Annotated in this window: 27 protein-coding genes; 18 read left to right on the top strand and 9 right to left on the bottom strand. The window is 67.8% G+C overall.

Translation table 11 applies throughout. From position 1 onward, the window contains the following. The 12 genes from PQB87_RS18265 to PQB87_RS18210 all read left to right on the top strand — a co-directional run bounded on the left by PQB87_RS18265 (position 1) and on the right by PQB87_RS18210 (position 10,243). On the top strand, positions 1-1,182 hold the full coding sequence (locus PQB87_RS18265) for a type II secretion system F family protein (protein WP_060067933.1): 1,182 nt from the start codon (positions 1-3) through the stop codon (positions 1,180-1,182). 54 nt (positions 1,183-1,236) lie between these two features. Next, positions 1,237-2,871 (top strand): GspE/PulE family protein, encoded by a 1,635-nt coding sequence (locus PQB87_RS18260; RefSeq protein ID WP_489243446.1) that lies wholly within the window; start codon positions 1,237-1,239, stop codon positions 2,869-2,871. Further along, entirely contained in the window at positions 2,852-3,622 is a 771-nt protein-coding gene (locus PQB87_RS18255) for a hypothetical protein (RefSeq protein ID WP_489243445.1), read from the top strand. The genes PQB87_RS18260 and PQB87_RS18255 overlap by 20 nt, the downstream gene beginning before the upstream one ends. Then, positions 3,619-4,149 carry a hypothetical protein gene (locus tag PQB87_RS18250; RefSeq protein ID WP_059688077.1) on the top strand — a complete coding sequence of 177 codons (531 nt, stop codon included), beginning with the start codon at positions 3,619-3,621 and terminating at the stop codon, positions 4,147-4,149. The genes PQB87_RS18255 and PQB87_RS18250 overlap by 4 nt, the downstream gene beginning before the upstream one ends. Further along, on the top strand, positions 4,146-4,700 hold the full coding sequence (locus PQB87_RS18245) for a hypothetical protein (RefSeq protein WP_059688078.1): 555 nt from the start codon (positions 4,146-4,148) through the stop codon (positions 4,698-4,700). Before PQB87_RS18250 ends, PQB87_RS18245 begins: the two co-directional genes overlap by 4 nt. Further along, positions 4,697-5,167 carry a hypothetical protein gene (locus tag PQB87_RS18240; RefSeq protein ID WP_226143866.1) on the top strand — a complete coding sequence of 157 codons (471 nt, stop codon included), beginning with the start codon at positions 4,697-4,699 and terminating at the stop codon, positions 5,165-5,167. Before PQB87_RS18245 ends, PQB87_RS18240 begins: the two co-directional genes overlap by 4 nt. Positions 5,168-5,198: 31 nt before the next feature. Beyond that, positions 5,199-7,457 (top strand): secretin GspD/PilQ domain-containing protein, encoded by a 2,259-nt coding sequence (locus PQB87_RS18235; RefSeq protein WP_489243444.1) that lies wholly within the window; start codon positions 5,199-5,201, stop codon positions 7,455-7,457. Further along, positions 7,454-7,942: a type II secretion system protein gene (locus PQB87_RS18230; protein ID WP_059688080.1), complete on the top strand. Its 489-nt coding sequence runs from the start codon at positions 7,454-7,456 to the stop codon at positions 7,940-7,942. Before PQB87_RS18235 ends, PQB87_RS18230 begins: the two co-directional genes overlap by 4 nt. Then, positions 7,917-8,312: a type II secretion system protein gene (locus PQB87_RS18225; RefSeq protein WP_060067941.1), complete on the top strand. Its 396-nt coding sequence runs from the start codon at positions 7,917-7,919 to the stop codon at positions 8,310-8,312. Before PQB87_RS18230 ends, PQB87_RS18225 begins: the two co-directional genes overlap by 26 nt. Then, the gene (locus PQB87_RS18220; RefSeq protein WP_059688081.1) at positions 8,299-8,832 is read left to right on the top strand and encodes a type II secretion system protein; all 534 of its coding nucleotides are present in this window, start codon (positions 8,299-8,301) and stop codon (positions 8,830-8,832) included. Before PQB87_RS18225 ends, PQB87_RS18220 begins: the two co-directional genes overlap by 14 nt. A gap of 13 nt (positions 8,833-8,845) precedes the next feature. Beyond that, positions 8,846-9,529: a response regulator transcription factor gene (locus PQB87_RS18215; RefSeq protein WP_059688161.1), complete on the top strand. Its 684-nt coding sequence runs from the start codon at positions 8,846-8,848 to the stop codon at positions 9,527-9,529. Positions 9,530-9,691: 162 nt separating this feature from the next. Beyond that, on the top strand, positions 9,692-10,243 hold the full coding sequence (locus tag PQB87_RS18210) for a cytochrome b (protein WP_060067945.1): 552 nt from the start codon (positions 9,692-9,694) through the stop codon (positions 10,241-10,243). 60 nt (positions 10,244-10,303) lie between these two features. Here the strand turns inward: PQB87_RS18210 and PQB87_RS18205 are convergent, their stop codons facing one another. Continuing rightward, positions 10,304-10,678, bottom strand: coding sequence for a fimbrial protein (locus tag PQB87_RS18205; RefSeq protein ID WP_489243443.1), 375 nt, complete (start codon positions 10,676-10,678; stop codon positions 10,304-10,306). A gap of 481 nt (positions 10,679-11,159) precedes the next feature. Here PQB87_RS18205 and dapF point away from each other — a divergent pair, with 481 nt between their 5' ends. Beyond that, entirely contained in the window at positions 11,160-11,978 is an 819-nt protein-coding gene (dapF, locus tag PQB87_RS18200; RefSeq protein ID WP_489243442.1) for a diaminopimelate epimerase, read from the top strand. Between the two features lie 231 nt (positions 11,979-12,209). On the opposite strand, the gene PQB87_RS18195 is transcribed toward dapF, so the two are convergent. From PQB87_RS18195 to PQB87_RS18180, 4 genes are all read right to left on the bottom strand, one after another. Then, complete coding sequence (locus tag PQB87_RS18195) at positions 12,210-12,638, bottom strand: PRC-barrel domain-containing protein (protein WP_042974211.1); 429 nt, start codon at positions 12,636-12,638, stop codon at positions 12,210-12,212. Between the two features lie 188 nt (positions 12,639-12,826). Beyond that, positions 12,827-13,783 (bottom strand): hypothetical protein, encoded by a 957-nt coding sequence (locus PQB87_RS18190; RefSeq protein ID WP_153490395.1) that lies wholly within the window; start codon positions 13,781-13,783, stop codon positions 12,827-12,829. Positions 13,784-13,799: 16 nt separating this feature from the next. After that, positions 13,800-14,930, bottom strand: coding sequence for a 3-deoxy-7-phosphoheptulonate synthase (locus tag PQB87_RS18185; protein ID WP_027790280.1), 1,131 nt, complete (start codon positions 14,928-14,930; stop codon positions 13,800-13,802). Between the two features lie 200 nt (positions 14,931-15,130). Beyond that, positions 15,131-16,447: a lipase family protein gene (locus PQB87_RS18180; protein WP_489243441.1), complete on the bottom strand. Its 1,317-nt coding sequence runs from the start codon at positions 16,445-16,447 to the stop codon at positions 15,131-15,133. A gap of 405 nt (positions 16,448-16,852) precedes the next feature. Here PQB87_RS18180 and PQB87_RS18175 point away from each other — a divergent pair, with 405 nt between their 5' ends. From PQB87_RS18175 to PQB87_RS18165, 3 genes are read left to right on the top strand one after another with little or no spacing between them, the layout of a single operon-like run. After that, a complete protein-coding gene (locus PQB87_RS18175; RefSeq protein WP_489243440.1) occupies positions 16,853-17,407 on the top strand; it encodes a hypothetical protein in 555 nt (184 codons plus the stop codon). A gap of 28 nt (positions 17,408-17,435) precedes the next feature. Continuing rightward, positions 17,436-17,858 carry a hypothetical protein gene (locus tag PQB87_RS18170; protein ID WP_489243439.1) on the top strand — a complete coding sequence of 141 codons (423 nt, stop codon included), beginning with the start codon at positions 17,436-17,438 and terminating at the stop codon, positions 17,856-17,858. Next, the gene (locus PQB87_RS18165) at positions 17,858-19,126 is read left to right on the top strand and encodes a hypothetical protein (protein WP_489243438.1); all 1,269 of its coding nucleotides are present in this window, start codon (positions 17,858-17,860) and stop codon (positions 19,124-19,126) included. The genes PQB87_RS18170 and PQB87_RS18165 overlap by 1 nt, the downstream gene beginning before the upstream one ends. A 91-nt stretch (positions 19,127-19,217) precedes the next feature. Here PQB87_RS18165 and PQB87_RS18160 read toward each other — a convergent pair whose 3' ends face one another. Further along, positions 19,218-19,925 carry a YceH family protein gene (locus PQB87_RS18160; RefSeq protein ID WP_060067964.1) on the bottom strand — a complete coding sequence of 236 codons (708 nt, stop codon included), beginning with the start codon at positions 19,923-19,925 and terminating at the stop codon, positions 19,218-19,220. A gap of 409 nt (positions 19,926-20,334) precedes the next feature. Between PQB87_RS18160 and PQB87_RS18155 the strand changes: the two genes are divergently transcribed. Further along, positions 20,335-21,099 carry an SDR family oxidoreductase gene (locus PQB87_RS18155; RefSeq protein WP_060067966.1) on the top strand — a complete coding sequence of 255 codons (765 nt, stop codon included), beginning with the start codon at positions 20,335-20,337 and terminating at the stop codon, positions 21,097-21,099. A 13-nt stretch (positions 21,100-21,112) separates the two neighbouring features. Here the strand turns inward: PQB87_RS18155 and PQB87_RS18150 are convergent, their stop codons facing one another. From PQB87_RS18150 to PQB87_RS18140, 3 genes are read right to left on the bottom strand one after another with little or no spacing between them, the layout of a single operon-like run. Continuing rightward, positions 21,113-21,820, bottom strand: coding sequence for an MOSC domain-containing protein (locus tag PQB87_RS18150; RefSeq protein WP_153490387.1), 708 nt, complete (start codon positions 21,818-21,820; stop codon positions 21,113-21,115). Next, positions 21,817-22,713, bottom strand: coding sequence for a dihydrodipicolinate synthase family protein (locus PQB87_RS18145; protein WP_226216996.1), 897 nt, complete (start codon positions 22,711-22,713; stop codon positions 21,817-21,819). Before PQB87_RS18145 ends, PQB87_RS18150 begins: the two co-directional genes overlap by 4 nt. Positions 22,714-22,763: 50 nt before the next feature. Next, positions 22,764-23,546: an aldolase gene (locus tag PQB87_RS18140; RefSeq protein ID WP_048023762.1), complete on the bottom strand. Its 783-nt coding sequence runs from the start codon at positions 23,544-23,546 to the stop codon at positions 22,764-22,766. A gap of 133 nt (positions 23,547-23,679) precedes the next feature. On the opposite strand from PQB87_RS18140, the gene PQB87_RS18135 reads away from it, so the two are divergent. Further along, a complete protein-coding gene (locus tag PQB87_RS18135; protein ID WP_060067969.1) occupies positions 23,680-24,222 on the top strand; it encodes a helix-turn-helix domain-containing protein in 543 nt (180 codons plus the stop codon). The last annotated feature ends 27 nt before the right edge of the window (positions 24,223-24,249 follow it).

Here is a 24,249-nt window from a genome sequence, read left to right as displayed (position 1 = left end):
ATGCAATCGTTTCAGGTTCGGGTGCTTGCCGACGGCAAGGTCGCCCTGCAGACGATCGAAGCAGCGAGCGAAGCGGACGTGCGGGCCCGGATCGCGGCTCAAGGCGGTGTCGCGCTCGACATTCGCCGCGCACGCCTGGTCAGCCGCAAGCGCGCGCCGAAATTTGCGCTCGCGCTGTTCCTCCAGGAACTGTCGACGCTGCTCGATGCGGGCCTCGTGCTGATCGAAGCGCTCGAGGCGCTGCGCGACAAGAACGATGCCGGCAAGGCGTCGAAGCAGGTGATCGACCGGATCCTGTCGGTGATGTATCAGGGGCAGCCGTTATCCGCGGCGCTTGCGCAACAGCCCGACGTCTTTCCGGGGCTGCTCGTCGCGACGATCGCGTCGTCGGAAGACAGCGGCCAGCTGCCCGCCGTATTGAAGCGCTACCAGCAATACGAAGTGCGGATCGAGCAGATCCGCAAGCGGGTCACCGGCGCGCTGATTTATCCGGCGGTCGTGATCGGCGTCGGCATCGCGATCCTGCTGTTCATGGCCTTTTTCGTGATTCCGCGTTTCGCCGTGGTGTTCGAGTCGCTGACCACGCTGCCGCCGACCGCGCAGGTGATGCTCTGGTGGGCGACCCTGTTGCGCGAGAACGGCGCGGCGGTCGGCATGACGGTCGCCGCGGCGGCCGTCGGCGCGGGGCTGGCGGTGCGCTCGGCCGCCGCGAAGCGCGCGGCGCAGCGGCTGATGTGGCGGGCGCCGAAGGTGCGCGACGTTTGTGCGCTGTTCGCCCTGACCCGGTTCTATCGAACCGTCGGACTCCTGATCGCGGGCGGCACGCCCGTGATCGACGCGCTGGAGTTGTCCGGCAAGGTGCTGCCCGCGCATTTCGGCGCGCGCCTCGCGGCCGCGCTGACCGAGTTGCGTGCCGGACGATCGGTATCGACCGTCTTCGCGGCCCATGCACTGACGACCTCCGTCGCCGAGCGGCTGCTGCGCGTCGGCGAACAGAGCGGCGACCTGGGCGGGATGTGCGAGCACATCGCGCAGTTTCATGACGGCGCGCTCGACCGGTCGATCGAAATGATCAGCAAGGTTTTCGAACCGGTGCTGATGCTCGCGGTCGGCGCAACGGTCGGCGCGGTGGTCCTGCTGCTGTACATGCCGATCTTCGAATTGGCCGGCAGCGTCGGATAGCGGTCCCGGTCGGCCAGGTGCCCGCCTTCCCGCTTCCCAACTGGAGAATTCAAGATGACTAAGCAACACCTGATTCAACGCTGGCACGCGGAAAGCGAGGCGTCCGGCATCGATTTCGCACAGTACGTCAACGACCTGATGCGCGCCGACGCGACGCGTCTCGACGAAGTGGCGGCCTGCCTCGGCATCGATCCGATCGACGCCGACACGCTGCGCGCGGCGCCGACGCATTTCGACCTGTTGCCGCTGCACGACGCGCTGGCGCTGCGCGCGCTGCCGATCGAGCACAACGGTGCACCGTGCATCGTCGTCGCCGATCCGCTCGCGCGCACCGTGCGCGACGAACTGCTCTCGCGCGTCGGCGCCCGGCCGGTCAGCCTCGCGATGAGCACCCCCGGCGAAGTCGAGCGCCTGCTCGGCGATCTCGAATCGAACGAACGCGCGATGGACGACGTGACGATCGACGCATCGGGCGACACGCTCGCGCGCGTGACCGAATCGATTTCGCTCGCCAGCATCGCCCGGGACGAAAGCCCGATCATCCGGCTGGTCAACTCGACGCTGTACGACGCGCTGCAGAGCCGCGCGAGCGACATTCACCTCGAATCGGCGGCGGACGGCCTGGCGATCCGCTACCGGATCGACGGAGTCCTGCAGTCGATCCGCCACATTCCCGGCATCGAAGTCGCCACGCAGACGATGTCGCGGCTCAAGGTGCTCGCGGCCCTCGACATCGCGGAAAAACGCGTGCCGCAGGACGGCCGCTTCAAGATCGTGATGCAGGGGCGCGAAATCGATTTCCGCGTCTCCATCATCCCCGGCACCTACGGCGAGAACGCGGTGATGCGCGTGCTCGACAAGTCGCAACGCGGCGACAGCGTGAGCCTCGACGTGCTCGGCTTCGACGCGTCGACCGCCCGCCGCGTGCGTGCGCTCGCCCATCGCCCCTACGGGCTCATGCTCGTGACGGGGCCGACCGGGAGCGGCAAGTCGACGACGCTTTATGCCGTGCTGTCCGAGGTGAACACGGGCGACGACAAGATCATCACGATCGAGGATCCGGTCGAATACGAGCTGAAGGGCGTGCTGCAGATTCCGGTCAACGAGCGCAAGGGCCTCACCTTCGCGCGCGGGCTGCGTTCGATCCTGCGGCACGATCCGGACACGGTGATGGTCGGCGAGATCCGCGACGAGGAAACCGCGTCGATCGCGGTGCAGTCGGCACTCACCGGCCACCGCGTGCTGTCGACCGTGCACGCGAACGACGGATTCAGCGTGATCGACCGCTTCATCTACATGGGCGTGGAACCGTCGACCTTTCTCGAGGCGCTCAACGGCGTCGTATCGCAGCGACTGGTGCGACGGATCTGCGCGACCTGCGGCACCCCGGCGACGAGCGGCGCGGATCTGTCCGATGCGCCTCCCGACGTGCTTCGGCGCGAGGTGGCGCCCGGCGCCGGCTGCGACACGTGCCGTGGCACGGGCTATCACGGCCGGATCGGGCTTGCCGAAGTGCTTGCGCTGGATGCGCCGCTGAAGGCGGCCCTGCTCGAGCGCTCGATCGAGAAGCGCGCGCGCGCACTCGCGGAGAGCCCCGACTACCAGTCGATGCGCGACGCGGGGCTGGCGGCGGTGCGCGCACGAATGACGACATTCCAGGAGGTGCAGCGTGCGATCGCTCTGGAATGACGTCACCGTGCTGATCGACGCCGATACGCTGCACGTCCGGGCGCATGAAAGCCGGCGCGCACGGCGCGCCGATGCACCGCTCGCCGTCGTCGCCCACGAGGGCCGGCCGGCCGACGCGCTCGCGCAGGTGCTCGCCGGCCTGCCGAAAGTGCGCCTGCCGATGCGCAACCGCCTCCACGTCGTCGTCGGCCATCCGTGGTCGCACGGTGTGGTGCTGCCCTGGCAGGAAGGCCTGGTGTCGGACGCCGCGTGGGATGCGTATGCCCGCATGCTGTTCGCCGCGCGCGCGCAGCGCGGCGCGTTGCGCATCCTCATCGAGGACGAACGGCACGGCCGCGCGCGCCTCGCGGTCGCGGCCTGCGACGAACTCCTCGCGGCGCTCGTCGACGCGAGCCGCGCGGCCGGCTGGCGGCTCGCCAGCTTCCGCGACGCGCTGTCGGCGTCGCTCGCCTCGCACGCCGCCCGGCTGGTCGGCAACGATTTCCAATTCGCGCTTCGCCAGCCGCACGTCGTGACGTGCATTTTCCGGCGTTCGGGCGAATGGGCCGACATCGTCACGTTGCCGCGCGCCGGCGACCACCCCGACGACTGGTTCGCCGCGGCGGCGTTGATCGCCGGGCAGCCGGCCGGCGGCGACGCGCATGTATGCCGGTTCGACGGCTCGATGTTCGCCGATGGCGACGCGGCGTGCGCGCCGACCGAGGGTCGCACTGTCGAACCGATGGATGTCACGGCGGAGGATCCGGCATGAAGCGCCTGTCGGAACTGAACTTCGTCGCGCCGCGCACGCGCCTGACGCCGTGGGCCGGCATCGCGCTGTGCTGCGCGCTGGCGGCCGGCCTCTTCGCCGGCAGCGAATGGAACCGCGTCGAAGCACTGCGTGACGATGTCGAGCAGGTCGAGAAGCGCATCGAGCAGCGTCAGCGCGTCATCGAGCGCGAACAGCGGCGGGAGAAGGCCAAGACGCCCGAGCAGCGGCGCATCGAGCGCGTGCTGGCCGAACAGACGATGACCGACAAGGGATCCGGCCTGTCGGTGGTCGACTGGATCGAGCACGCATGGACCCCGCAGATCGCGCTGAAGTCGCTGACGGTGGACAAGGCGGGCCGCGAGGCGCGCATCGAAGGCGGTGCCGCGGAGCTGTCGCACATCTACCTGTTCGTCGACCGCCTGCACGACCGCCATCCGGACCGCATGATCGGCCTGCTCCAGCATCGGACGAAGACCGAGGACGGCAAGGCCATTTTTCACTTCAGCCTGAGCATCGAACATCCATGACCCACCTGAATGCAATCGACAAAACGGCGCTTGCTGCGCGGTTGCGCTGGGGGCGCTACGTCGCGACCCGCAAGCTCGGCGTGCCCGGGCTGCTGGCGGCCGGCGCGGTCGTCGGCCTGCTCGGCCTGCACGCGCTCTACATCCAGCCGGACGTCGCGCGACTCGACGCGACGCGCGGCGCGCTCGCCCAGGATCTAGCCGCGCTGCCCAAGCCCGGCCCGAAGGCCGGCGCCAGCGGCATGACGCTGCAGGACGTCCAGCAGCTGCGCAGCCGCGAGCAGGCGTATTCGCTGTTCGAGATCCTGTCGCAGAACGGCCTCGAACGGAAGCACGCGACCTACCGGCGCGAGGCCGAGGTGAAAGGCAAGCTGCGACGGCTCACGATCAGCATCGCGCTGAGCGGCAGCTACGCCGGATTGCGCGAAGCGATGCGGAAAATCGCCAACCAGCCGATGGTGCGTATCGAGAACGTCACGATCGAGCGCGAAAAGATCAACAGCCCCGTCGTCAACGTCGATCTGCGGGTCAGCCTGCTGGGGCCCGACGCATGATGCGCCTCACCTTCATACGCGTCGCGGCGGCGCTGGCCGTTGCCGCCTCCGGCGGCAGCCTGGCGCACGAGCCCGTCGGCCAGCCGCGCATCGTCGACGTATTTCCGGCCCAAAGCTGGGTGTCGCTCGGCGCGGAAGACGCGCCCCCCGGCACGCCCGATTCTGTCGAGCCGCCCGCGGCGGAGCCGCCGGCGCTGAGCGATCCGATCGACGCCGCCGCCGCGCCGCCGATGCCGTTCGAGATTGCCGGCGAATGGCGCACGCAAGGGCAGCGCATCGTCGTGCTGGAGGGCGACGGCAAGACATTCCTGCTGTGCGGACGCCGCTGCGGCGTCCGCGATGCCGTATTGCCGGGCGGCGAGATCGCCGACGGCTACCGGCTGAAAACGCTGGGCGAAACAGGTCCGGTCGTCATGACCCGAAACGGCTCGGACATCGAGCTGTCGCCGCCGTCGCCGACCCATTGAATTGCGAATCGAACTTCTACCGAACACCATGATGAAACGAACCATCAGTTTATTGCTCCTGACCTCGGCGCTGGCGCTGGCGGGATGCTCGAGCCTCCCGGCCGGCAGCCCGCCCGCCGCCGCCGGGACCTCCGCCGAACGCCTCGGCACGCTCCAGCAGCAGAAGGAAGCCGCGCCGGAAGACATCCGGATCGCCACCTCCCTCGAACTCACGCGGCAGGAATACGTGCGCGCCGAGCTGAAGGCCGCCGAGCGGCAAAGCACACAGGGCAACCACAGCGCGGCGATCGATCACCTGAACAACGTGCTGGCCGAGGACGCCGGCAATCTGCGCGCCCGTCAGGAACTCGAGCAGGTCAAGCGCCGCCAGCAAATGGCGGTCGAACTGTCGCGCGCACAGCGCATCCGCGGCGAGCAACCGCAGGAAGCCCTCGAGATCGCGCGGCGCATCCTTGCCGAACAGCCGAACCACGCGGAAGCCAAGCGGCTGCGCGATGCGCTGCTGCGCGCGTCGCAGGCGAGCCGTCCCGTGCGCCCGCAACTGTCCGACGCGCTGCGCAAGCCGGTTTCGCTCAATTTCAAGCAGCAACCGATGTCGAACATCTTCGACGTGATCTCGCGCGTGTCCGGCGTGAACTTCGTGTTCGACCGCGACGTAGATACCAACCAGCCCGCCACGCTGTTCGCCGAGCGCACCACCGCCGAGGATGCGATCAACCTGCTGCTGCGCACGAACCAGCTCGAGAAGAAGGTGCTCGACAAGCACACGCTGCTCGTCTATCCGTCGCAGCCCGAGAAAAGCCGCACCTACACCGAGTTCGCGCTGCGCACCTTCTTCCTGTCGCACGCGGACGCGAAATCGGTGATGGCGGCACTGCGCCAGATGATCAAGCCGAAGGACATCTACGTGGACGAGCGCGTCAACGCGGTCGTCCTGTGCGACACGCCCGAAACGATCCAGGTGGCCGAGCGCGTCGTGATGGGGCTGGACATTCCCCAGTCCGAAGTCACGCTCGACGTGCAGGTGCTGGAGGTCAACATGAACGACAGCCTCGATCTCGGCGTCCAGTACCCGGGCCGCGTGCAGTTCGGCGCGCTCGGCGGCGCGGACGGCGCGGCGCTGACGCTCGGCGACCTGCTGCGCCTGAACCGCGACCGGATCGGCGTATCCAGCGAATCCGGCGCGCTGTCGCTCGCGATCGACATGCTGCAGAAGCAGGGCAAGACCAAGACGCTCGCGAATCCGAAGATCCGCGTGCGCAACATGGAGAAGGCCAACATCAAGATCGGCGAACGCGTGCCGATCGTCACGACCACGAACGCCAACGGCGTCGTCACGGAATCCGTCAGCTACCAGGACGTCGGCCTGATGCTGAAGGTGGAGCCGCGCATCAGCCTCGACGACGAAGTCAGCGTGAAGGTCAACATGGAAGTCAGCAGCATCCTGTCGAAGGAAACGACCAAGACCGGCCTCGTCGCCTATTCGCTCGGGACACGCAATGCGGAAACCCTGATGACCGCGCGAAACGGCGAAACGCAGATCCTCGCCGGCCTCGTCAAGCGCAACGAGATCGAGAACATCTCGGGTCTGCCCGGCATGTCGGGCCTGCCCGTCGTCGGCCGCCTGTTCGGCTCGAACGGCCGCAGCAACGAGCGCTCGGAAATCGTGCTGCTGATCACCCCGCACATCGAGCGCAATCTCGACCTGCCGACGTCGGCCGTCACCACGTTCCTGTCGGGGACCGAGTCGCGCGTGACGACCGAGGCGCTGACGCTCGAATCCGCATCGGCCACGACGGCTTCGTCGAACGCCCCGGATCTCGATGCGCCGATCGAACCGGCGGCCCCCGCCGCGGACGCCGCGCCTGCCGCGCAACCGGGCCCGGACGAGGCCGTCGATACCGCGCCGGGCGCTGAAGCCTCCCCGGCTGATGAGTCGGGCGAAGCCGGGGCCGTATCGGGCAAGCCCACGATGAAAGGCGGCAGCATGATGCGTGTGCGTGCGGAAGCGGCCGCGTTGCCGCTGCCTCGCGCGCATGCGATCGAGCCCGCCTCGGCCACGCGCGCCGTGCCGCCGCCGAAGGCCGAGGCCGTCGTCGTCGCGGCCGCGGACCTGCCGGCCGACGTGGCGGCGCCCGCGACCGAAAAGCGCGGGCTGCTGGCCATGGTGCGTTCGCTGATCGGCTCGCTGGTGTCGTTCGTGGCGTCCATCAACGGCGGCGCCGTGCCCGGATCGACCCTGCACGCCGACGCGCCCGGACGGCTGCCCAGCCTCTGGAGCGTCGCATGAGCGCCGCGCGGCGCCGCCGCGCGCGCGGCTTCACGCTGATCGAGATGATGGTCGCGCTGACGCTGCTTGCGCTGCTCGCCACCGTCGCCTTGCCGCTGACCGATCTCGCCAGGCGCCGCGCCGACGAAACCGAGCTGCGCCGCGCGCTGGTCGTCATCCGTACCGCGCTCGATGCCTACAAGACGGCGGCCGGCGAAGGACGGATCGAGCACAGCGCTGACGCGAGCGGCTATCCGCCGGATCTGCGCACGCTGGTCGAGGGCGTCGAGGACAAGACTTCCCCGAACGGCGCGCGGCTGTATTTCCTGCGCAAGATTCCCGCCGATCCGATGTGCGAATGCGACGGCAAGGCGCCCGACGAGATGTGGGAAACGCGCAGTTACTCGAGCGATCCGGCATCCTTTTCGTCGGGCGAGGACGTGTTCGACATCCGTTCCACCAACCGCAAGGAGGGCATCAATGGCGTCCCGTACAACCAATGGTAGACGTGCGCGTCGCACCGCCGGCTTCACGCTCGTCGAACTGCTCGTCGTCATGGCGATCATCGCGGCGCTGACCGCGTTCGTCGCGCCCGGCTATCTGAAGCAGGGCGACCGCGCGAAGGAAACCGTGCTGCGCCACAACCTGAATACGCTGCGCCAGTCGATCGACGATTACCGCGCCGACCACGGCCGCGACCCGGCCTCGCTCGAGGCGCTCGTCGAAAATCGCTACCTGCGCGAAGTGCCGCTCGACCCGGTGACGGGCAAGCGCAATTCGTGGCGCCCCCTGGCCGGCGACAGCGGCGGCGTGGCCGACATCAAGAGCGGCGCAAAGGGAAGCGCGCTCGACGGAAGCAGCTATGAGACGTGGTAACCTGCGGCAACGCCCGCGCACCCAACGCGGCATCGCGTATCTCGGCGTGCTGATGCTCGTCGCGGCGCTCGGCCTCGGGATGACCGAGGCCACGCGCATCTGGAGCACCGTTCAGCAACGCGACCGCGAAGCCGAGCTGCTGTTCGTCGGCGACCAGTATCGCGCGGCGATCGAACGCTACTACGGCGCAGCGGGGCAAAACCGCTATCCCGAGTCGCTCGACGCGTTGCTGGAGGATCGCCGGACCTTGCCGACCCAGCGCCATTTGCGACGCCTGTATGCCGACCCGCTGACCGGGTCGACCCAATGGGGGCTCGTGAAGGCGCCGGACGGCGGCATCATGGGCGTGTTCAGCGAAGCGGCCGGCCGGCCGCTGAAACGCCAGGGGTTCCCGGTCCGCTACGAGTCGTTCGGCGACCGCGACACGTATGGCGAGTGGATTTTCGTTTACCTGCCGCCGGCGCCCGGCGACGGTGCTGCAAACGCGGCCGGCACGCCGGCAACCGGGGCCGCACACTGAAAGCGGAAACAACATGATCGTTGCAATCCTGGAAGACATCGTGACGCAGGCGGGTGTCGTGGCCCGCTGGCTGGAGAAGGCCGGCTACGAAACCGAGGTCCGTCACGACGGCGAGAGCTTCGTCGAACTGGTACGCTCGACGCGCGTCGACGTGCTGCTGCTCGACTGGGACGTGCCCGGCATGTCGGGCATCGACGTGATGCGCTGGGCGCGCGATTCGTTCGCCGACGCGCTGCCGATCATCATGATGACGCAGCACGACGGCGAGGACGACATCGTGTTCGGCCTCAACAATGGCGCCGACGATTATCTCGTCAAGCCGCTGCGCGAACGCGAGCTGATCGCGCGCGTGAGCGCCCAGGCGCGGAAGTACTATCCGGAAACGCAGCGGGCGAAGATCGTCGAGGTCGGGAAATTCGCGCTCGACACCGGTACGCACGTCGCCACCGTGGACGGCGCGCCGGTCGAACTGTCCCAGCGCGAATTCGATCTCGCGCTGATGCTGTTCGAGAGTGTCGGCCGGATCGTGTCGAAGGACATGATGATCAAGCACGTATGGGGCGTCGTCGACCGGAAATACGACGCGACGTTGGCAACCTACGTGAGCAAGCTGCGCAGGAGTCTCGGGCTGCGGCCGAAGAACGGGCTCGTCATCACGACGATCTACAACTACGGATACCGGCTCGAGCGGACCTGATCCGTTCGCAGCCGAACGCGGCCCGCGCGGCCGTGACGGGAGCACACCGCACGCGTTGAGAAATCGTTCATGATCTTTTTCATCCTGCGGCGCGATCGAGATAATTCTCATCTTTAAATCACGTCGATCAACCGATCGACACTCGATCAAGGATGTTGAATCATGTCTTCCGTTTCCCTGTCACAGGCGCGGCACCGGGTGCCGCAGGCCGGCCGATACGATCGGCTTTCCCGTGCGATGCACTGGATCTTCGCGGCCATCATTCTCTACACGATGGTCGCCGGCATCTCGCTTCACTTCATCACGCAACCGGCGATCTGGGGCTTCGTGTCGACGCTCAACATGTCGCTCGCGACCTGCCTGATCGCGCTGTTTCCGCTGCGGTATCTCTGGTCGTTCTTCCGCAAGGCGCCGCCGGAGATTCAGTCGATTCCGGAAAAGCAACGTGCGATCGCGCATCTGGTTCATTCGCTGATCTATGCGCTCATCGCCGTGGTGCTCGTCAGCGGCTTCCTGATGGTGCCCGAAGGATACTGGCTGTTCTGGACGGTGTACGTGAAGACGCCGTTCTCGGCCGGGCCGGTGACGGAGCACTGGTTCGTTCTCCACAAGATCGCCTGCTACACGCTGGCGGCCCTGGTGGCGGCGCATGCCGGCGCGGCGCTCAAGCATCACTTCGTGTCGAAGAACAGCGTGTTGACACGCATGCTGTGATCCCGCATCGCATCGACAACTCCCCATCTCGCAGGGCACGGCCCGCGAATCGCGCCGCCGTCACGGAAACGTGAACGTCAACTCGGCGGCGCCGGTACGGATGTATTGCGCGCGCAGCGGAATCGTCGCCATGTCGCCCACGCGATTCATCGGGTACTGCCTGGCACTCAACGGATCGCCATAGGCAATCCACTCGCCGGTCGACGCCTCGGTCGTCACGAGGTTGAAACCCTGCGCCACCGCGCGGGCTGCCGGCGCGCTCGACGACAACAACGTCTTGTCCGCGTTCGGTTGTGCGGCCTTGTCGCGGAAGCTGAGGGTCGGCTTCGCGGAAGCCGCGTAATCGCTGAGCGAGATGCTGAAATCGACCGGCGTGGACGTCGCGTTCGGTGCACCGAACCGGCTCACCGGAAAGTGACCCGGGTCGACGTGCAAGATGCCGTTCGACAACACGTCGCATTTGTTCGGAATGTGACCGATCCGTCGATGCCGATGCCGAGATTGCCTGCTCCCGTATGGCTGATCGGCGGCTTGCACGGATTCGGCGGCGTGGCGGCGGCCAGCACGTCGAATACTTGGGGGAGCGCGCGAAATTCGGGGGCTGAAACGACGCGTCGAGCGATGCGCCGTCGACGAATCCGGATGAAATCACCGAATCCGCTGGAATAGAGGCGGTTTTAACGAAAAAGCCATCATGTGAATGCGCGCTCGAGGTCCTGGCGTCGTCCCTCGATGCGGCGATCGCCGGCACCCATCCATGCAGCCCGACAGGAACGCAAAGGAAGGAAACCCCGCAGCCGCCCTGTTGACGCGGCAGCAACAAGAACAAATTCATGCAAACCGCCGGTCCGGCATGCGATTGATCGGGAACGGCGAGTCACGTACAGTGTTCGCCTGTCTCCATTCCGGAACCGCCATGCCGATCGGATTTCAGAAGATGAACGCAAACGGCGACGACTTCGTCATCGTCGACCTGCGCGGTCAGGATCAGGAACACGTGCCGCGTATCGATCGCGACCTCGTGCGGCACATGGGCGACCGGCACCGCGGCATCGGCTTCAACCAGCTTGCCGTCGTGTCGGACTGCGACGACGCGGCGGCCCGCGTCGCGTTCTGGAACGCCGACGGCTCGCCGCTCGACACCTGCGGCAGCGCAACGCGCGGCATCGCGTGGAAGCTGATGCGGGAATCCGGCATGACATCGCTCGTGCTGCGGACCCGCCGCGGTTATCTCGTGTGTTCGAGGGAGACGAACGGCCTGATCACCGTCGAGATGGGCACGCCGCTCACCGGCTGGCGGGACGTGCCGGTCGCCGACGCACTCGACACCCTCGCGCTGCCGCTGCCCGGCGCGCCGGCCGCCTGCAACATGGGCAACCCGCATTGCACGTTCTTCGTCGACGATCTCCGCGCGATCGATGTCGCGGCACTCGGCTCCGCCATCGAAACGCATCCGCTGTTTCCGCAGAAAACCAACGTGCATTTCGTTCAGGTCATCGATCGCACACATATTCGCCTGCGCATCTGGGAGCGCGGCGGCGGCGTGCCGCTCGGTTCGGGATCGTGTTCGTGCGGTGCGGTCGTCAACGGCATCCGGCGCGGGCTGCTCGACGATACGGTGCGGGTGACCTGCGACGGCGGCGACGTCACCGTTCGATGGGACGGTACCGGCAGCGTGCTCCTGAGCGGGCCGGTTTCGTTCGGGTTCAGCGGGGTATGGGTGGGCGGAGAGTAGCCGGCGATCTGATCGCCGGCATGTGCGGCATTCACGGCGTGTGACGGCGCACCGCGCCGATCCGCGCGCGATGCGCAGCTGCATCGGCATCGATCGTCGAGGCAATTCGCCCGGAGCCATGATGCGAGGCCGAGCCCCCGCCGACTTGCGCCGACTCGCCTGGCCATCGACGAACGGCGGTCGCCGGGCCCGGCGCGGTGCGCGCCGGGCGGCGATGCATCGAATCGACGATCAGTGCTTGTCGTCGACCTTCTTCGGCTTCGGCGGCGACGGCACCTTCGCGTACTGGAATGCCGGCGTCGCCTTCAGCGCTTCCTTCGTCGCGCCCGGCAGGTAGATGTTGCCCTTGCGCACGTCGAGCGACGCGATCGGCACCGCGACGTCGTGCGCGGCCACGCCGAGGAAGCCGCCGGCCGACACGATCGCCGCGGACACCGAGCCGTCCGGCGCGACGATCAGGTCGCGCACGGTGCCGACCTTCTGGTTGTCGTCGTTGTAGACGGCCTTGCCGAGCACACTCTTCTTCACGCTCCAGCCTTCGAGCAGCGCCTGCGATTGCTCGACGGTGACGCTGATCGGCTGCGCACCCGCGATCTGCGCGTGCGCGCTGACGCTCGAGGCGAGGACGGTTGCTGCGATGAGGGTTTTGTAGAAAGCCATGCTGTTGTGCACTCCGGTGAATTGTTGTCGGTCGCGGCGGTCGGCCGAGCCGCCGCCGTGCATGCGCCGCGCGAAGCCCGGTGGCCCGCGCGCGACACATCGCACCGGCCCATGTTAGCGCCACTCGCGCAACGCTGCATCGGACGCGATGACGCAGCACCCGTCATCTGCCCCGCGCGACGGCGACATTACGGACACCGCAGCGAATCGCGAACGCGGTCGAACTCCGGCAGATAACGCGCGTAGTTCTCCTCGCGCGCCGTGTAGATCAGCGCGCAGGTCTTCGTGTCACCGGCAGTCGCCACGACGGCCTGGTGGACGATTGCATCGCCGAGCGCCTCCTTGTGCTCGCAAGCCAGTGCGGGCCTGCCGGCTATCGTTTCGTTTGCCGCGTGCGACGATTCGATCGCGCTGCCGCCTTCCCCGCCCCCCTCGTCCCACCCGTCGCAGAGGCTCGACAGGGCATCGTCGCTCTTGTCGCCGATGACGAACTCGATCCCGGCCGAGATCAGCCCGAACCTGAAACGCCGGATCCGGTAGGTCGCGTCGCCGCGATCCTCCGGCTGGTTCGCGACCCGCCATCCCGCAGGCAGACGCAGTTCCGCGGGCGCCGGATAGTCGCGCACGAGCCGCAGGTCGTTGTCGAAGTTCAGCACGCCCGCAACACCCAGCACGACGATCGCCGTCGCAATCGACAGCCAGACGCCGAGCAGCGTCAGCAGGCCGATGCCCGCCGCACGCCAGTTCGATTGCAGCGCACCGCCGGCCGCCCGGTGAGCGTCGACGGCCTCGCGCTGCGCGTGCCGTGCATAGACGATCGTCCCGGCGAGACCGGCAATGACGACCGCATGCACGAGCGCGTGGGGCACCGCCGAGGTTTCCGGAACGTCCGCCGCCGCGTAAAGCACGATCGACACGAGCGTGACGAGTGCCGTGACGAGAATCTGCCGCTGCGCGAGCGCGCGGTGGCCGAGACGCCGCGCGTTCGCCGCGAGCAGGATGCCGCCGGCGAGCGGCGAGCCGAGAAACGCCGCCCAGCCTATGCCCGCCATCGTGAACAGCTTGCCGGGCGGCACCGTCGCCGCCCCGCCGGAAGCAGCGGGTTCGCCCGGGACAGCCGGTGCGTCGGACGGGAAATCGGTCATGCCGGTATCGTCCGCGTCACGCATTGCGCGAATACACTCGCCGATGCCGCACGGCCTCCGCCAGCACGTCGAGCACCGGCTCAGTCTGCGTCCAGCTCAGGCATGCATCCGTGATCGATACGCCGTACTTGAGCGGCACGCCCGGCTTCAGGTCCTGCCGCCCTGCCTCGAGATGGCTCTCGACCATCACGCCGACGATCCGGTGCTCTCCCTGCGACAGTTGTCGCGCGAGATCCTGCGCGACGTCGATCTGGCGGTCGTGCGACTTGTTCGAGTTCGCGTGCGAGCAGTCGACCATCACCTGTTCGCGCAACCCGGCCTTGCGCAGCACCGCACAGCATGCGTCGACATGCGCGGCGTCGTAGTTCGGGCCGTTCTTGCCGCCGCGCAGGATCACGTGCGCGTCGTCGTTGCCGCGCGTCTCGAAGATCGCGGCCATCCCCATCTTCGTCATGCCCATGAACGCGTGGCTCGCGGCCGCCGCGACGATCGCATCGGACGCAACCTGCACACCGCCGTCGGTGCCGTTCTTGAAACCGATCGGGCAGCTCAGGCCCGACGCGAGCTGGCGGTGGCTCTGGCTCTCCGTCGTACGCGCGCCGATCGCGCCCCATGCGATCAGGTCGGCGATGTACTGCGGGCTCAGCAGGTCGAGGAATTCGGTCGACGCCGGCAGGCCCAGTGCGTTGATGTCGAGCAGCAATTGCCGCGCGGCACGCAGCCCTTCGTTGATGCGGAAGCTGCCGTCGAGGCGCGGGTCGTTGATGTAGCCCTTCCAGCCGACCGTCGTGCGCGGCTTCTCGAAGTAGACGCGCATCGTGATCAGCAGGTCGTCCTTCAGCGCATCGGCGGCGGCCTTCAGCCGGCGTGCGTAGTCGAGCGCCTGGTCGTGATCGTGGATCGAGCACGGGCCGACGACGAGCAGCAGCCGGTCGTCGCGGCCGTGCAGGATGTCGCCGATCGCGCGGCGCGTATCCTCGACGAGCGTCTGCGTGGCGGCCGGCACCGGCAGCTCGTCCAGCAGCAGCGCGGGCGAAATCAGCGGGCGCACGGCGCCGATGCGGACGTCGTCGATGCGCGTGGTGTCCTGCGTCGCGTCGGCGCTGCCTACCTCGCGATCGTGGGAAGGATTGTCGAGGTTCTGCATGGTGATTCTCCGGGGGACGTCTGTAATGATGAGCAGGCTCGATTATGGCACCCGGGCGGGGCGGCGAAGGGTTCCGGCGGGAGGGCCGGGCGCGGCAAAGGCCGCGTTGACGCGACCGTGATCAATCCCGGAATGAAAAAAGGCGACCCGTGAAGGGTCGCCCGGCCATGCGCCTCGCGGTGCGGTGCGGTGCGGTGCGGCTAGTGCAGCGTCTCGGGCGCCAGCGAATTGCTCGGCAGCAGCGACGTCAGCCAGCAGTTGCTCGGCGCGGCTTTCCCGTTGAAACGGTCGTAGAGCCACGGCAGCATGCCGGCCACCCACGGCACGATCGCCCCCGCATGCTCGAGCGGATACTCGGTGTACGTGACCGGCGTGCCGCTGGCGCAGAACTTCTGCGCAAGGGCGCGCACGTCGTACGCGAGCATCACGCCGTCACCCACCTGGCTGCTGAAGGTGCCGTCCAGCGCGCCCGCCGTGCCCTGGCCGATGAACATCGGGATCGTCGGCGATGCGGCCAGCCCGGCATTCACCTTGTTGGCATACGTCACGTACGCGGGAATGCTGTTGATGTCGTTCGCGTATTGCGGCTTGAACAGCGTGCCCCAGTGCAGCCCCGTGTATCTCGGCAGGATGTACGCGAGCGACTGGCTCTGGATGTCGTTGAACACGGCGACGCCGGTATCGCTGAGATAGGGCGTCAGGTCGAAGCCGTAGCCGCGCGACAGCCCGGCCAGCGCGGCCGCGGCCACGCCGCCCCACACGATGCTGCCGTCGACATAGCGCAGGTTGTGCGCGGGGTCGACCAGCACGCCGCCTTCCGCCGCGCCGACGAGCTGCCTGTTGATCTCGGGCGCATAGCTCGGCGCGAGCTGCGCGGCCCAGTTCGTCGCGATCGCGCCGCCGGAATAGCCGATCATCGCGACCTTGCTCGACGGACTCAGGCCGGTCGACGGCGTATTGAGCGCCGCGCGGATCGAATCGAGCGTCGTCATCCCGTATTCGGGGCCGGCGGCGAAATCGGCCGTCTGGCCTTCCGTATCGGGCACGATGACGTTGTAGCCGAGCAGCAGCAGCGTCGACAGCGGAATCGATTCCGCGCTGTAGAGCAACGTGCCGACGTTGATGATCTTCGTGACGTCGCGATCGCCGGCGATCACCTGCGACGGCTCGTCGTACGGGTTCAGCGAATCGTAAGCCGACTGGTACGAGATGGCCCGGCCGTTGCTGACCTGGCTCCGGATCACCGACGTCACGTTCACGACCGGCTGGTTCAGCGCGTTATTGGTGCGATACAGCAACTGTAGCGCGGTCAGCGCGGTCGGAATGCCGGCCACGTGATAGGTGACGTTGCGCGTCTTGAGCACCGTGCCCGGTGGAATCGATGCCAGCGGCGTGGTGCCGGTGTAGGTATAGAACGGATCGGACACGGCCGGTGCGCCGGCGCTGGCCGGCGGTGCGGCGACCGCCAGCGCAGCGGATACGGCTGCCGCGGCCAGCATGAAACGTCTGGAGGACATGGTTGGGGCCCCTGGGATAACCTGCTTTCATCGAAGGAAGTTCGGCGGTGTTGCAGACCATCGTGTGCGCCGCGTCAAAACCGTTTCCGTGCCATCGACTGTCTCCTGTGAAAGGTTGATCCGGCCTGTTCTGAATTCGTGATTTTAGTAGGAGTACAAACCGGATTAATTGAAGCACATCGAGAACACGCTCGACGGGCGTTTTCCATTGTTTGAAGGTAAACGTCTAAACGCGCCGCCGCACGATGCGGGGCGCGCTGGCCGTTCGGCCGACTGTCCGCGTTTTGCGGAAGTACCGTACGATCACGGCTGTCGGGTACCGAAGCGGCCGCGTCGTGCGATGCCGGCCGCACGGCGCACCGCCTGCCTGTGACCGATCGTTTCCTGCCCAGCCGACACGCCACGATGACCGTCTCCGAACTGCTCCGCGCCATTCGCCAACCGTATGCCGACCTGCTCGCGAAGGCGGCCGCACAACCGGCCGTGATCGCCGAACCGGCCTACCGGCGTGCCGACGGCACGCTCGCCACCGAAGGGCCGCTCGCGCTGCCGTGCCGGGCCGACATCATCGCGTCCGAAGGCGAATCGGCCGGCCAGCCGGCGATGGTCGATTCCGCCACGCAGCTGGATTTCGAGCCGTTCGCGTTCGATCTCGACACGGTGGCCGTGTCGATCCGCCCGTTCGTGTGGGACTGGGCCGCGATCGAGGCCGACGGTCTCGACGAAAGCGCGGCGGCCGACGCGTTCAAGGCATGGTTCTTCGCGTGGTTCGACGCCGACGACGAGAACACGCCGGCCGAAGACGGCCTGCACGGGATCGTTCACTACCTGTCGGAACCGGTTCGCGCGGAACAGGGTTGGCGCGTCCATGCGGATCTCGGCTCCGCGCCCGAAACGGCCGTCGAGGATCTGCTGTTCCGGCTCGTCGATGCGGGCGCTTCGCGGATCCGCGTCGGTTGACTGGCCACTCCGTTTCCCTTACGCCACCATGAAAAAAATCTTCGCAACCGTGCTGCTTTGCGTGTCGCTTCCGGCACTCGCCAAGGTGTCCACCGACGTGTTCTGCTTCAGGTCGGACGGCGACAAACCCATGCGCTTCGAGATGCGCACCTACTATGACGATGCGGTCAAATGGTCGGGCGGCATGGTCCGGTACGCGCAGTCGAAAACGGCCCTGCCGCTGGTGATCGAACACGAGGAGGACGAGGTGCTCGACGAAAGCCGTCCGCACCAGTACACGACGACCTGGGTCGAAATGGTCGGCGGCAAGGTCAACGGGCGCTACGAAATGATGACCCAGGGCGCGATGGTCTATTCGATGACCTACACCAACGCGCGTACCGGCAAGCAGACCGCGTTCGGCCGCGCGCTGGATGTCGACGCGTCCGAACAGACCGGGTGCCGCTGGTGATGCGCCCGCTGATCCGGATCGCGTGGGTGCTGGTCGCGCTGCACGCAGGCTTCGCGCATGCCGCGCCGCGCACGGTCTACGAGGGCACGCTGCAAGGCGCCGGAGCCGTCGTGATGGAACTCGACGATCGCCCGGCTGCGGACGGCTCGATCTCCGGCCGCTACTTCTATGCGCAGCACGGCGTCGATATTCCGCTACACGGCACGCCCGCGCAACTGGTCGAACCGGTCGTGCGAACGCAGTTGCCGGACGACGCGCGCGACGCGTCGGGATTCCGCGGGCAAGCCGATTTCGATCATGCTGCGGCCACGTGGCAAGGCACGCGGGACAAGGCCGGCTATCGCGGCCGCTGGACCGACACACGCTCCGGCAAGACGCGCAGCTTCACGCTGCGGCGCGTCGCTGAATACGATCCCGACGCGGTTGCGCCCGGGTCGGTCGAAGCGATCACCGCGGTATCCGCGGGGGGTGTCGGCAGCGGCATCGCGCGCAGCGCGGAGATCGACATGCAGCACGCACCCTATGCCACGCTGAAGCTTGCCGGGCACGTACGGCCGGTGGGCGCCGAGATCGGCGACGGCCTGGTTGCCTACAGGATGTGGAGCGACCCGCGCACCGTGCTCGCGTATCCGCGGCTGAGCCGCCATCCCGATCCGGCCGTGATGGCACGGGTCAACCATCTGCTGGAACAACGGCACTGGCAGATGAGTCTCGCAGCGCTCGAATGCGCGGCGACGCGCTATACGGACGACGGGCCGGCAGCCGGTACGCTCGGCGGTTACGACGACGACGAGCACGTAACGGTCACGTGGCTGTCGCGCGCGGTGTTGGGTATCGTGGAATCGGGCAGCCTGTTCTGCGGCGGCGCGTACCCGGACAATCACTACGATCCGGTCACGTTCGACCTGCTGCGTGGCGCGTATCTCGACTGGAATCGCGTGATCGACGCCGCTACGACGAGCAAGGACGGGGAGCCGGCAACGAGCCCCGCGCTGGTGGGTTTCATTACGCGATTGCGCGCAACGACAGCACGGGGTGAGCACGTGACGGACGGCGAAGGCGTCTCGCTGTCGTGCGCGGACGTGTTCCCCGAGTATCTGGCGTTCGAACTCGACGCACCCGGCAAGCTGTCGTTCGTCGTATCCGGAATCGGCCACGCGATGGGCGCCTGTCTCGGGCCGCAACTCGATGTGCCGTTCGCGGCGCTCACGCCGATCCTGAGGCCGGGCGGCGCGCGTTATCTCGTACCGGGCGTCAAGCTGAAGTAACGCGGCGGCGCGGGCGCTATCCGCGTCGCGCCCCGGCCCGGCCGCATAACGACCGGGCCGGGCGAAGGCGCATGAACCGCAGTCGCTCGTGTCAGGACGCGTCGCCTTGTGCGTCGACGTCGATGCCAAGCTCGCCGGCCATCCGCAGAACCAGCGCATTCAGTCGCGCCACTTCATCCGCGAGGCGCTTCTGTTCGGCCTTCAGCGCTTCGAATTCCGAAGGCGGCACGGAATCAGCGCCGCCGGCATCCGCACCCGCGAAGTCGGCCACGTTCACTTCGCCGCACATCAGGTGCATCCAGCGGTTCTCGCGCGCGCCCGGCGCACGCGGCAACCGGACGACGAGCGGCTGCGCGCGCGCCGCGAGTTCGTCGAGGAACGCCTCGACCGACGAGATATCCGCGAAACCGTGCAGGCGCGCGCTGTTCAGGCGCAGCTCGGCGGCCGTCTGCGGGCCGCGCAGCAGCAGGATCGTCAGCAGCGCGATCGCCTGGCTCGGGATGCCGAGCACGCGGTTCGCGTTGTGCTCGAAACGCGGCACGCGGCTGCTGCTGCCTTCCATCACGAGGCTCAGGTGCTTCAGCCCGTCGAGCGCGGTCGTGACTTCGTCCTCGCTGACGTTCATCACCGGCGAGCGCGCGGTTTTCTGGTTGCAGCCCGCGGTCAGCGCATTCAGCGACAGCGGATAGGTGTCCGGCACCGTGTGCTGTTTCTCGACGAGCACACCGAGAATGCGGGCCTCGAGGGGCGTGAGTTCGCGAAGGGCGCGTGGCGTGGGCGTATCCGGCGTGGTGGTCATGAGTGGCGTCGCAGCGTGCAGCAGGTGAAGGGAAACAGTCGCGGCCCGTCCGGCATCGCGCACGGGCGAGCCATATGATAGCTCGCGTCGCTCGGCCCGGCGCCACTCACCAACCGCCGCGCGCACTTGCCGCAGCCGGCTTTCGTCCGCCCTGCCCGCCGGCCGGTGCCGCGCGGCGACGGATGCGCGCCGTGCCGGCGATTCCGCCGCCTCGCACGCGGCGGCGTTTGCGCGACACGCATGCCGGCGCTACGATATGCGTCACCCCGACGTCCGCGGCGCGGCGCGAGCGTTTTCGCACGCATCACCACGCATCGCCCGTCCCGCACGCCATGCCGCCGTGCATGCGCGTCGCCCGTCGACGCCGCTCATCCGTTCATCCATTCACCCCTTCGACCCGCTCACCGCCATGACCGCATCCTCTTCCGCACCGCACGTGCGCGCCATCGTCACCGGACACACACGCGGCCTCGGCGCGTCGCTCGCCGAACAGCTGCTGCTGGAAGGCATCGCCGTGCTGGGCGTGTCGCGCAGCCGTCATCCGACGCTTGCGTCGCAAGCCGGCGACCGGTTCACCGAAATCGAACTCGACCTGTCGGACACGCCGGCCGTCGCGACCTGGCTGGCCGGCGACACGCTGCGCCGCTTCGTCGACGGCGCGTCGATCGTGCTGCTGTTCAACAACGCGGGCATCGTCGATCCGATCGGCCCGCTCGCCGCGCAGGATCCGGCGATCGTCGCACGCGCGGTCGGCGTGAACGTCGCGGCGCCGCTGATGCTGTCGGCCGCGCTCGCGCAAGCGGCATCGGCCACGACCGAATGCCGGATCCTGCACGTGTCGAGCGGCGCGGCGCGCAACGCGTACGCGGGCTGGAGCGTCTACTGCGCGACCAAGGCCGCGCTCGATCACCATGCGCGCGCGGTCGCGCTCGACGCGAACCGCGCGTTGCGGGTCTGCAGCGTCGCGCCGGGCGTCGTCGACACGGGCATGCAGGCAACGATCCGCTCGACCAGCGAAGACAACTTCCCGATGCGCGAGAAATTCGACCAGTTGAAGTCGAGCGGCGCGCTCGCGACGCCCGAGGCGGCCGCGCGGCAGTTGATCGGCTATGCGCTGAGCGATGCGTTCGGCTCGGTACCGACCGCCGACGTGCGCGAGCTGCCGAGCCACTGAGCCACGCCGGACGTCAACGTCCTTCGAGCCGCTTCGTCCAGTCTTCGACCTGCCGCTCCGCCCGGCGCCTGTCGAGCAGCTTGCGCCAGCCGGCCGGCAGTATCGGGACCTCGCACAGCGCGTCGAGCGCGGCCATGTCGAGCGTGCGCCGGTACAGCACGTCGAGCACCGCCGACAGCGTCCATTGCGGATAGGCGCGCCGCTGCAGCGCCAGCACGTCGCCCGGCGCCACCCAGCCCGCCTGCAGCACGCGGTAATACCAGCCGGTCCGGCCGCTTTGCTGCACGAGCGCGGCCATCCGCGGATGATCGAAGCGCGCGTTGAGCTTCCAGCACGGCTGCCGCGACTGCGACACCTGAAGCACGGCGCCGCCGAGCGTGAACTCGTCGCCGAGACACACGTCGTGCTCGGTCACGCCGTGCGTCGACAGGTTCTCGCCGAACGCACCCGGTTGCGCGAGCACGTCGCGTGCGCCGATCTGCGCGGCCCACCATGCGTAGTGATCGTGCGCATAGTGGTGCACCGCCTTGTCGGGGCCGCCGTGATGCCGCGCATCGGCCTGCTCGTCGCCGGCAAAGCCGAGCGCGCCCAGCCACAAGCGCGATCCGACCGGCTGCTTGTCGATCGCGCTGGCGTGCGGCGTGCCCGCCAGCGGCCGGCTCGCGCCGATCCGCACCGCGCCGATAGGGGCCGAGATCGCCGGCCGTGCCGCGTCGCTCATGTCGTCACACCGTCAGGCAATGCCGCGAGCAGGCGTTCGAGTTCGCGCGTGCGCGCGTCGCCGAGCGGCATCAGCGGCTTCCTCGGTTCGCCGGCATCGAAGCCGCACAGGCGCAGCCCGGCCTTCACGGTCACCGGCAAGCCGCCGTTGACGATGAACTGCAGCAGCGGCAGCTGCGCCTGAAAGACCGCCCGGGCGCGCGCCAGGTCGCCCGCGCGCATCGCGTCGAACAGCGCCAGCGGCAACGCCGCATTCAGGTTCGGCGCGGCCGTGCACCATCCGGCCGCGCCGGCTGCAAGTGCCGCGAGCGCCATCGGGTTGCTGCCGTTGTAGAACGGAATCGCGCCGTCGCTCAGTTGCGCGAGACGGTGCATCCGCCCGATGTCGCCCGTGCTCTCCTTCACCATCGTCACGTTGTCGACGGTCCGGCAGATCGTCGCGATCAGGTCGGGCGACATGTCGACGCCGCTCGTCGCGGGGTTGTTGTACAGCATGATCGGGATGCCGACGGCGGCGCCGATCGCGCGATAGTGCGCGACGATCTCGTCGTGACCGAGCTTCCAGTACGACACCGGCAGCACCATCACCGCATCGGCACCGGCCTGCTCGGCGAAGCGGGCGCGACGCACCGCGCCCGCCGTGGTGAGATCGGAAATGCCGACGACGGTCGGCACGCGCCGGCGCACCGCGCGGATCGACGCGGTGGCGACCGCCTCCCATTCCGCGTCGGACAGGTACGCGCTCTCGCCGGTACTGCCCAGCGGCGCGATCGCGTGGACGCCGTCGGCAATCAGGCGCTCGATCAGCGCGTCGAGCGCCGTGAGGTCGACGCCGCCGTCGGCGGAGAACGGTGTAACCGGGTAGGCAATGATGCCTTTCAGCAGGATGGACACGATAGGTAATCCTCAGTGATGGTCGGGCACGGCAGCGGCGAATCGCCCGCTCACGCGACGCAGTCCCGATGCGTGCGCAATGCCCTGCGCGCGTAGTAGTCGAAAGTCACCGCATCGCGCTTCGGCTTCGAAATCCAGTCGTGCGCTTCGCGCGCCAGCGCCGGCGGCACCGGCCTGATCTCGCCGGCCGCCATCGCGAGCAGTTGCAGCTTCGCGGCCCGCTCGATCAGCAGCGCGAGGATGCACGCTTCCTCGATCGTCTTGCCGACCACGAGCTGGCCGTGATGCGACAGCAGGATCGCGCGCTTGCTGCCGAGCGCCTTCGAGATGATCTCGCCCTCCTCGTTGCCGACCGGCACGCCGGGCCAGTCCTTCAGGAACGCGCAATCGTCGTACAGCGGGCAGGTATCCATGTGCGACACGACGAGCGGCTGCTCGAGCATCGACAGCGCCGCGACATGCGCCGGATGCGTATGGATGATGCAGTTCACGTCCGGGCGCTCGCGATAGATCCACGTATGGAACCGGTTGGCCGGATTCGGGATGCCTTCGCCGTCGACGACGTCGAGATCCTCGTTCACGCGCAGCAGGTTCGCGGCCGAGATCTCGTCGAAACCGAGCCCGAGCCGCTGCGTGTAGTACGTGCCGGCGTCGCCCGCGCGGCAGGTGATCTGCCCGGCCAGGCCGGAATCGTGGCCGGCGTCGAACAGGATCCGGCACGTGAGCGCGAGCTTCTGCCGCGCGGACCAGCCGCTGTCGCCCACCTCGTTGTCGAGACGCCGCTCCGCCAGGGCGACCAGCGCCTCCTTCGTCAGATTCAGCGTTTCCGCCATGTTCACCTCCTGAATGGGCCGGGTTGGTCGCGCCGTCCGCGCCGCTTTCCCGGGAACACGGGACACACGATACACCACAGGACACTTTGTGTCATGCGTTACAATCGGTTTTTCGAAGGACACCTGGCGCCCCATGACGATTCGCCTGAAGCTGCTCAGAAAACAGAAGGGCTGGACGCTCGATGTGCTGGCCGACGAGACGGGCCTCACCAAGAGCTACCTGTCGAAAGTCGAGCGCGGCCTGAGCGTGCCGTCGATCGCGGTCGCGCTGAAGCTGTCGAAGGCACTGAATGTCGATGTCGAACAGTTGTTCTCGGAAAGCCGCAACCGCGAGCTGATCACGGTCACGCGCGCCGGCGAGCGCACGGCGATGGGCGCGGCGGCCGACAGCCGCGCACACCGCTTCGAGAGCATCGCGGCCGGCGTCGCGCCGAAGAAGATGCTGCCGTTCGTCGTGCATCCGCCGCACGAATTCGTCGCATCGACGTTCCGCGAGCACGAAGGCGAGGAATTCCTGTTCGTGCACAAGGGGCGCGTCGAAATCGAATTCCCGAACGAGACGGTGCAACTCAAGACCGGCGATTCAGTCTATTTCAACGCACTCATCCCGCACCGCACGCGCAGCCTCGGCGCCGCGCAGGCGGAGATCCTGGTCATCGTCAGTCACGACGACTAGCCTCGCCACCTCTTCGCGCAAGGATCC

The organism is Burkholderia sp. KL41 (genome assembly GCF_057005415.2).
The sequence above is the reverse complement of the archived record's forward strand: the minus strand, read 5'-3'. Positions and strand labels throughout refer to the sequence as shown.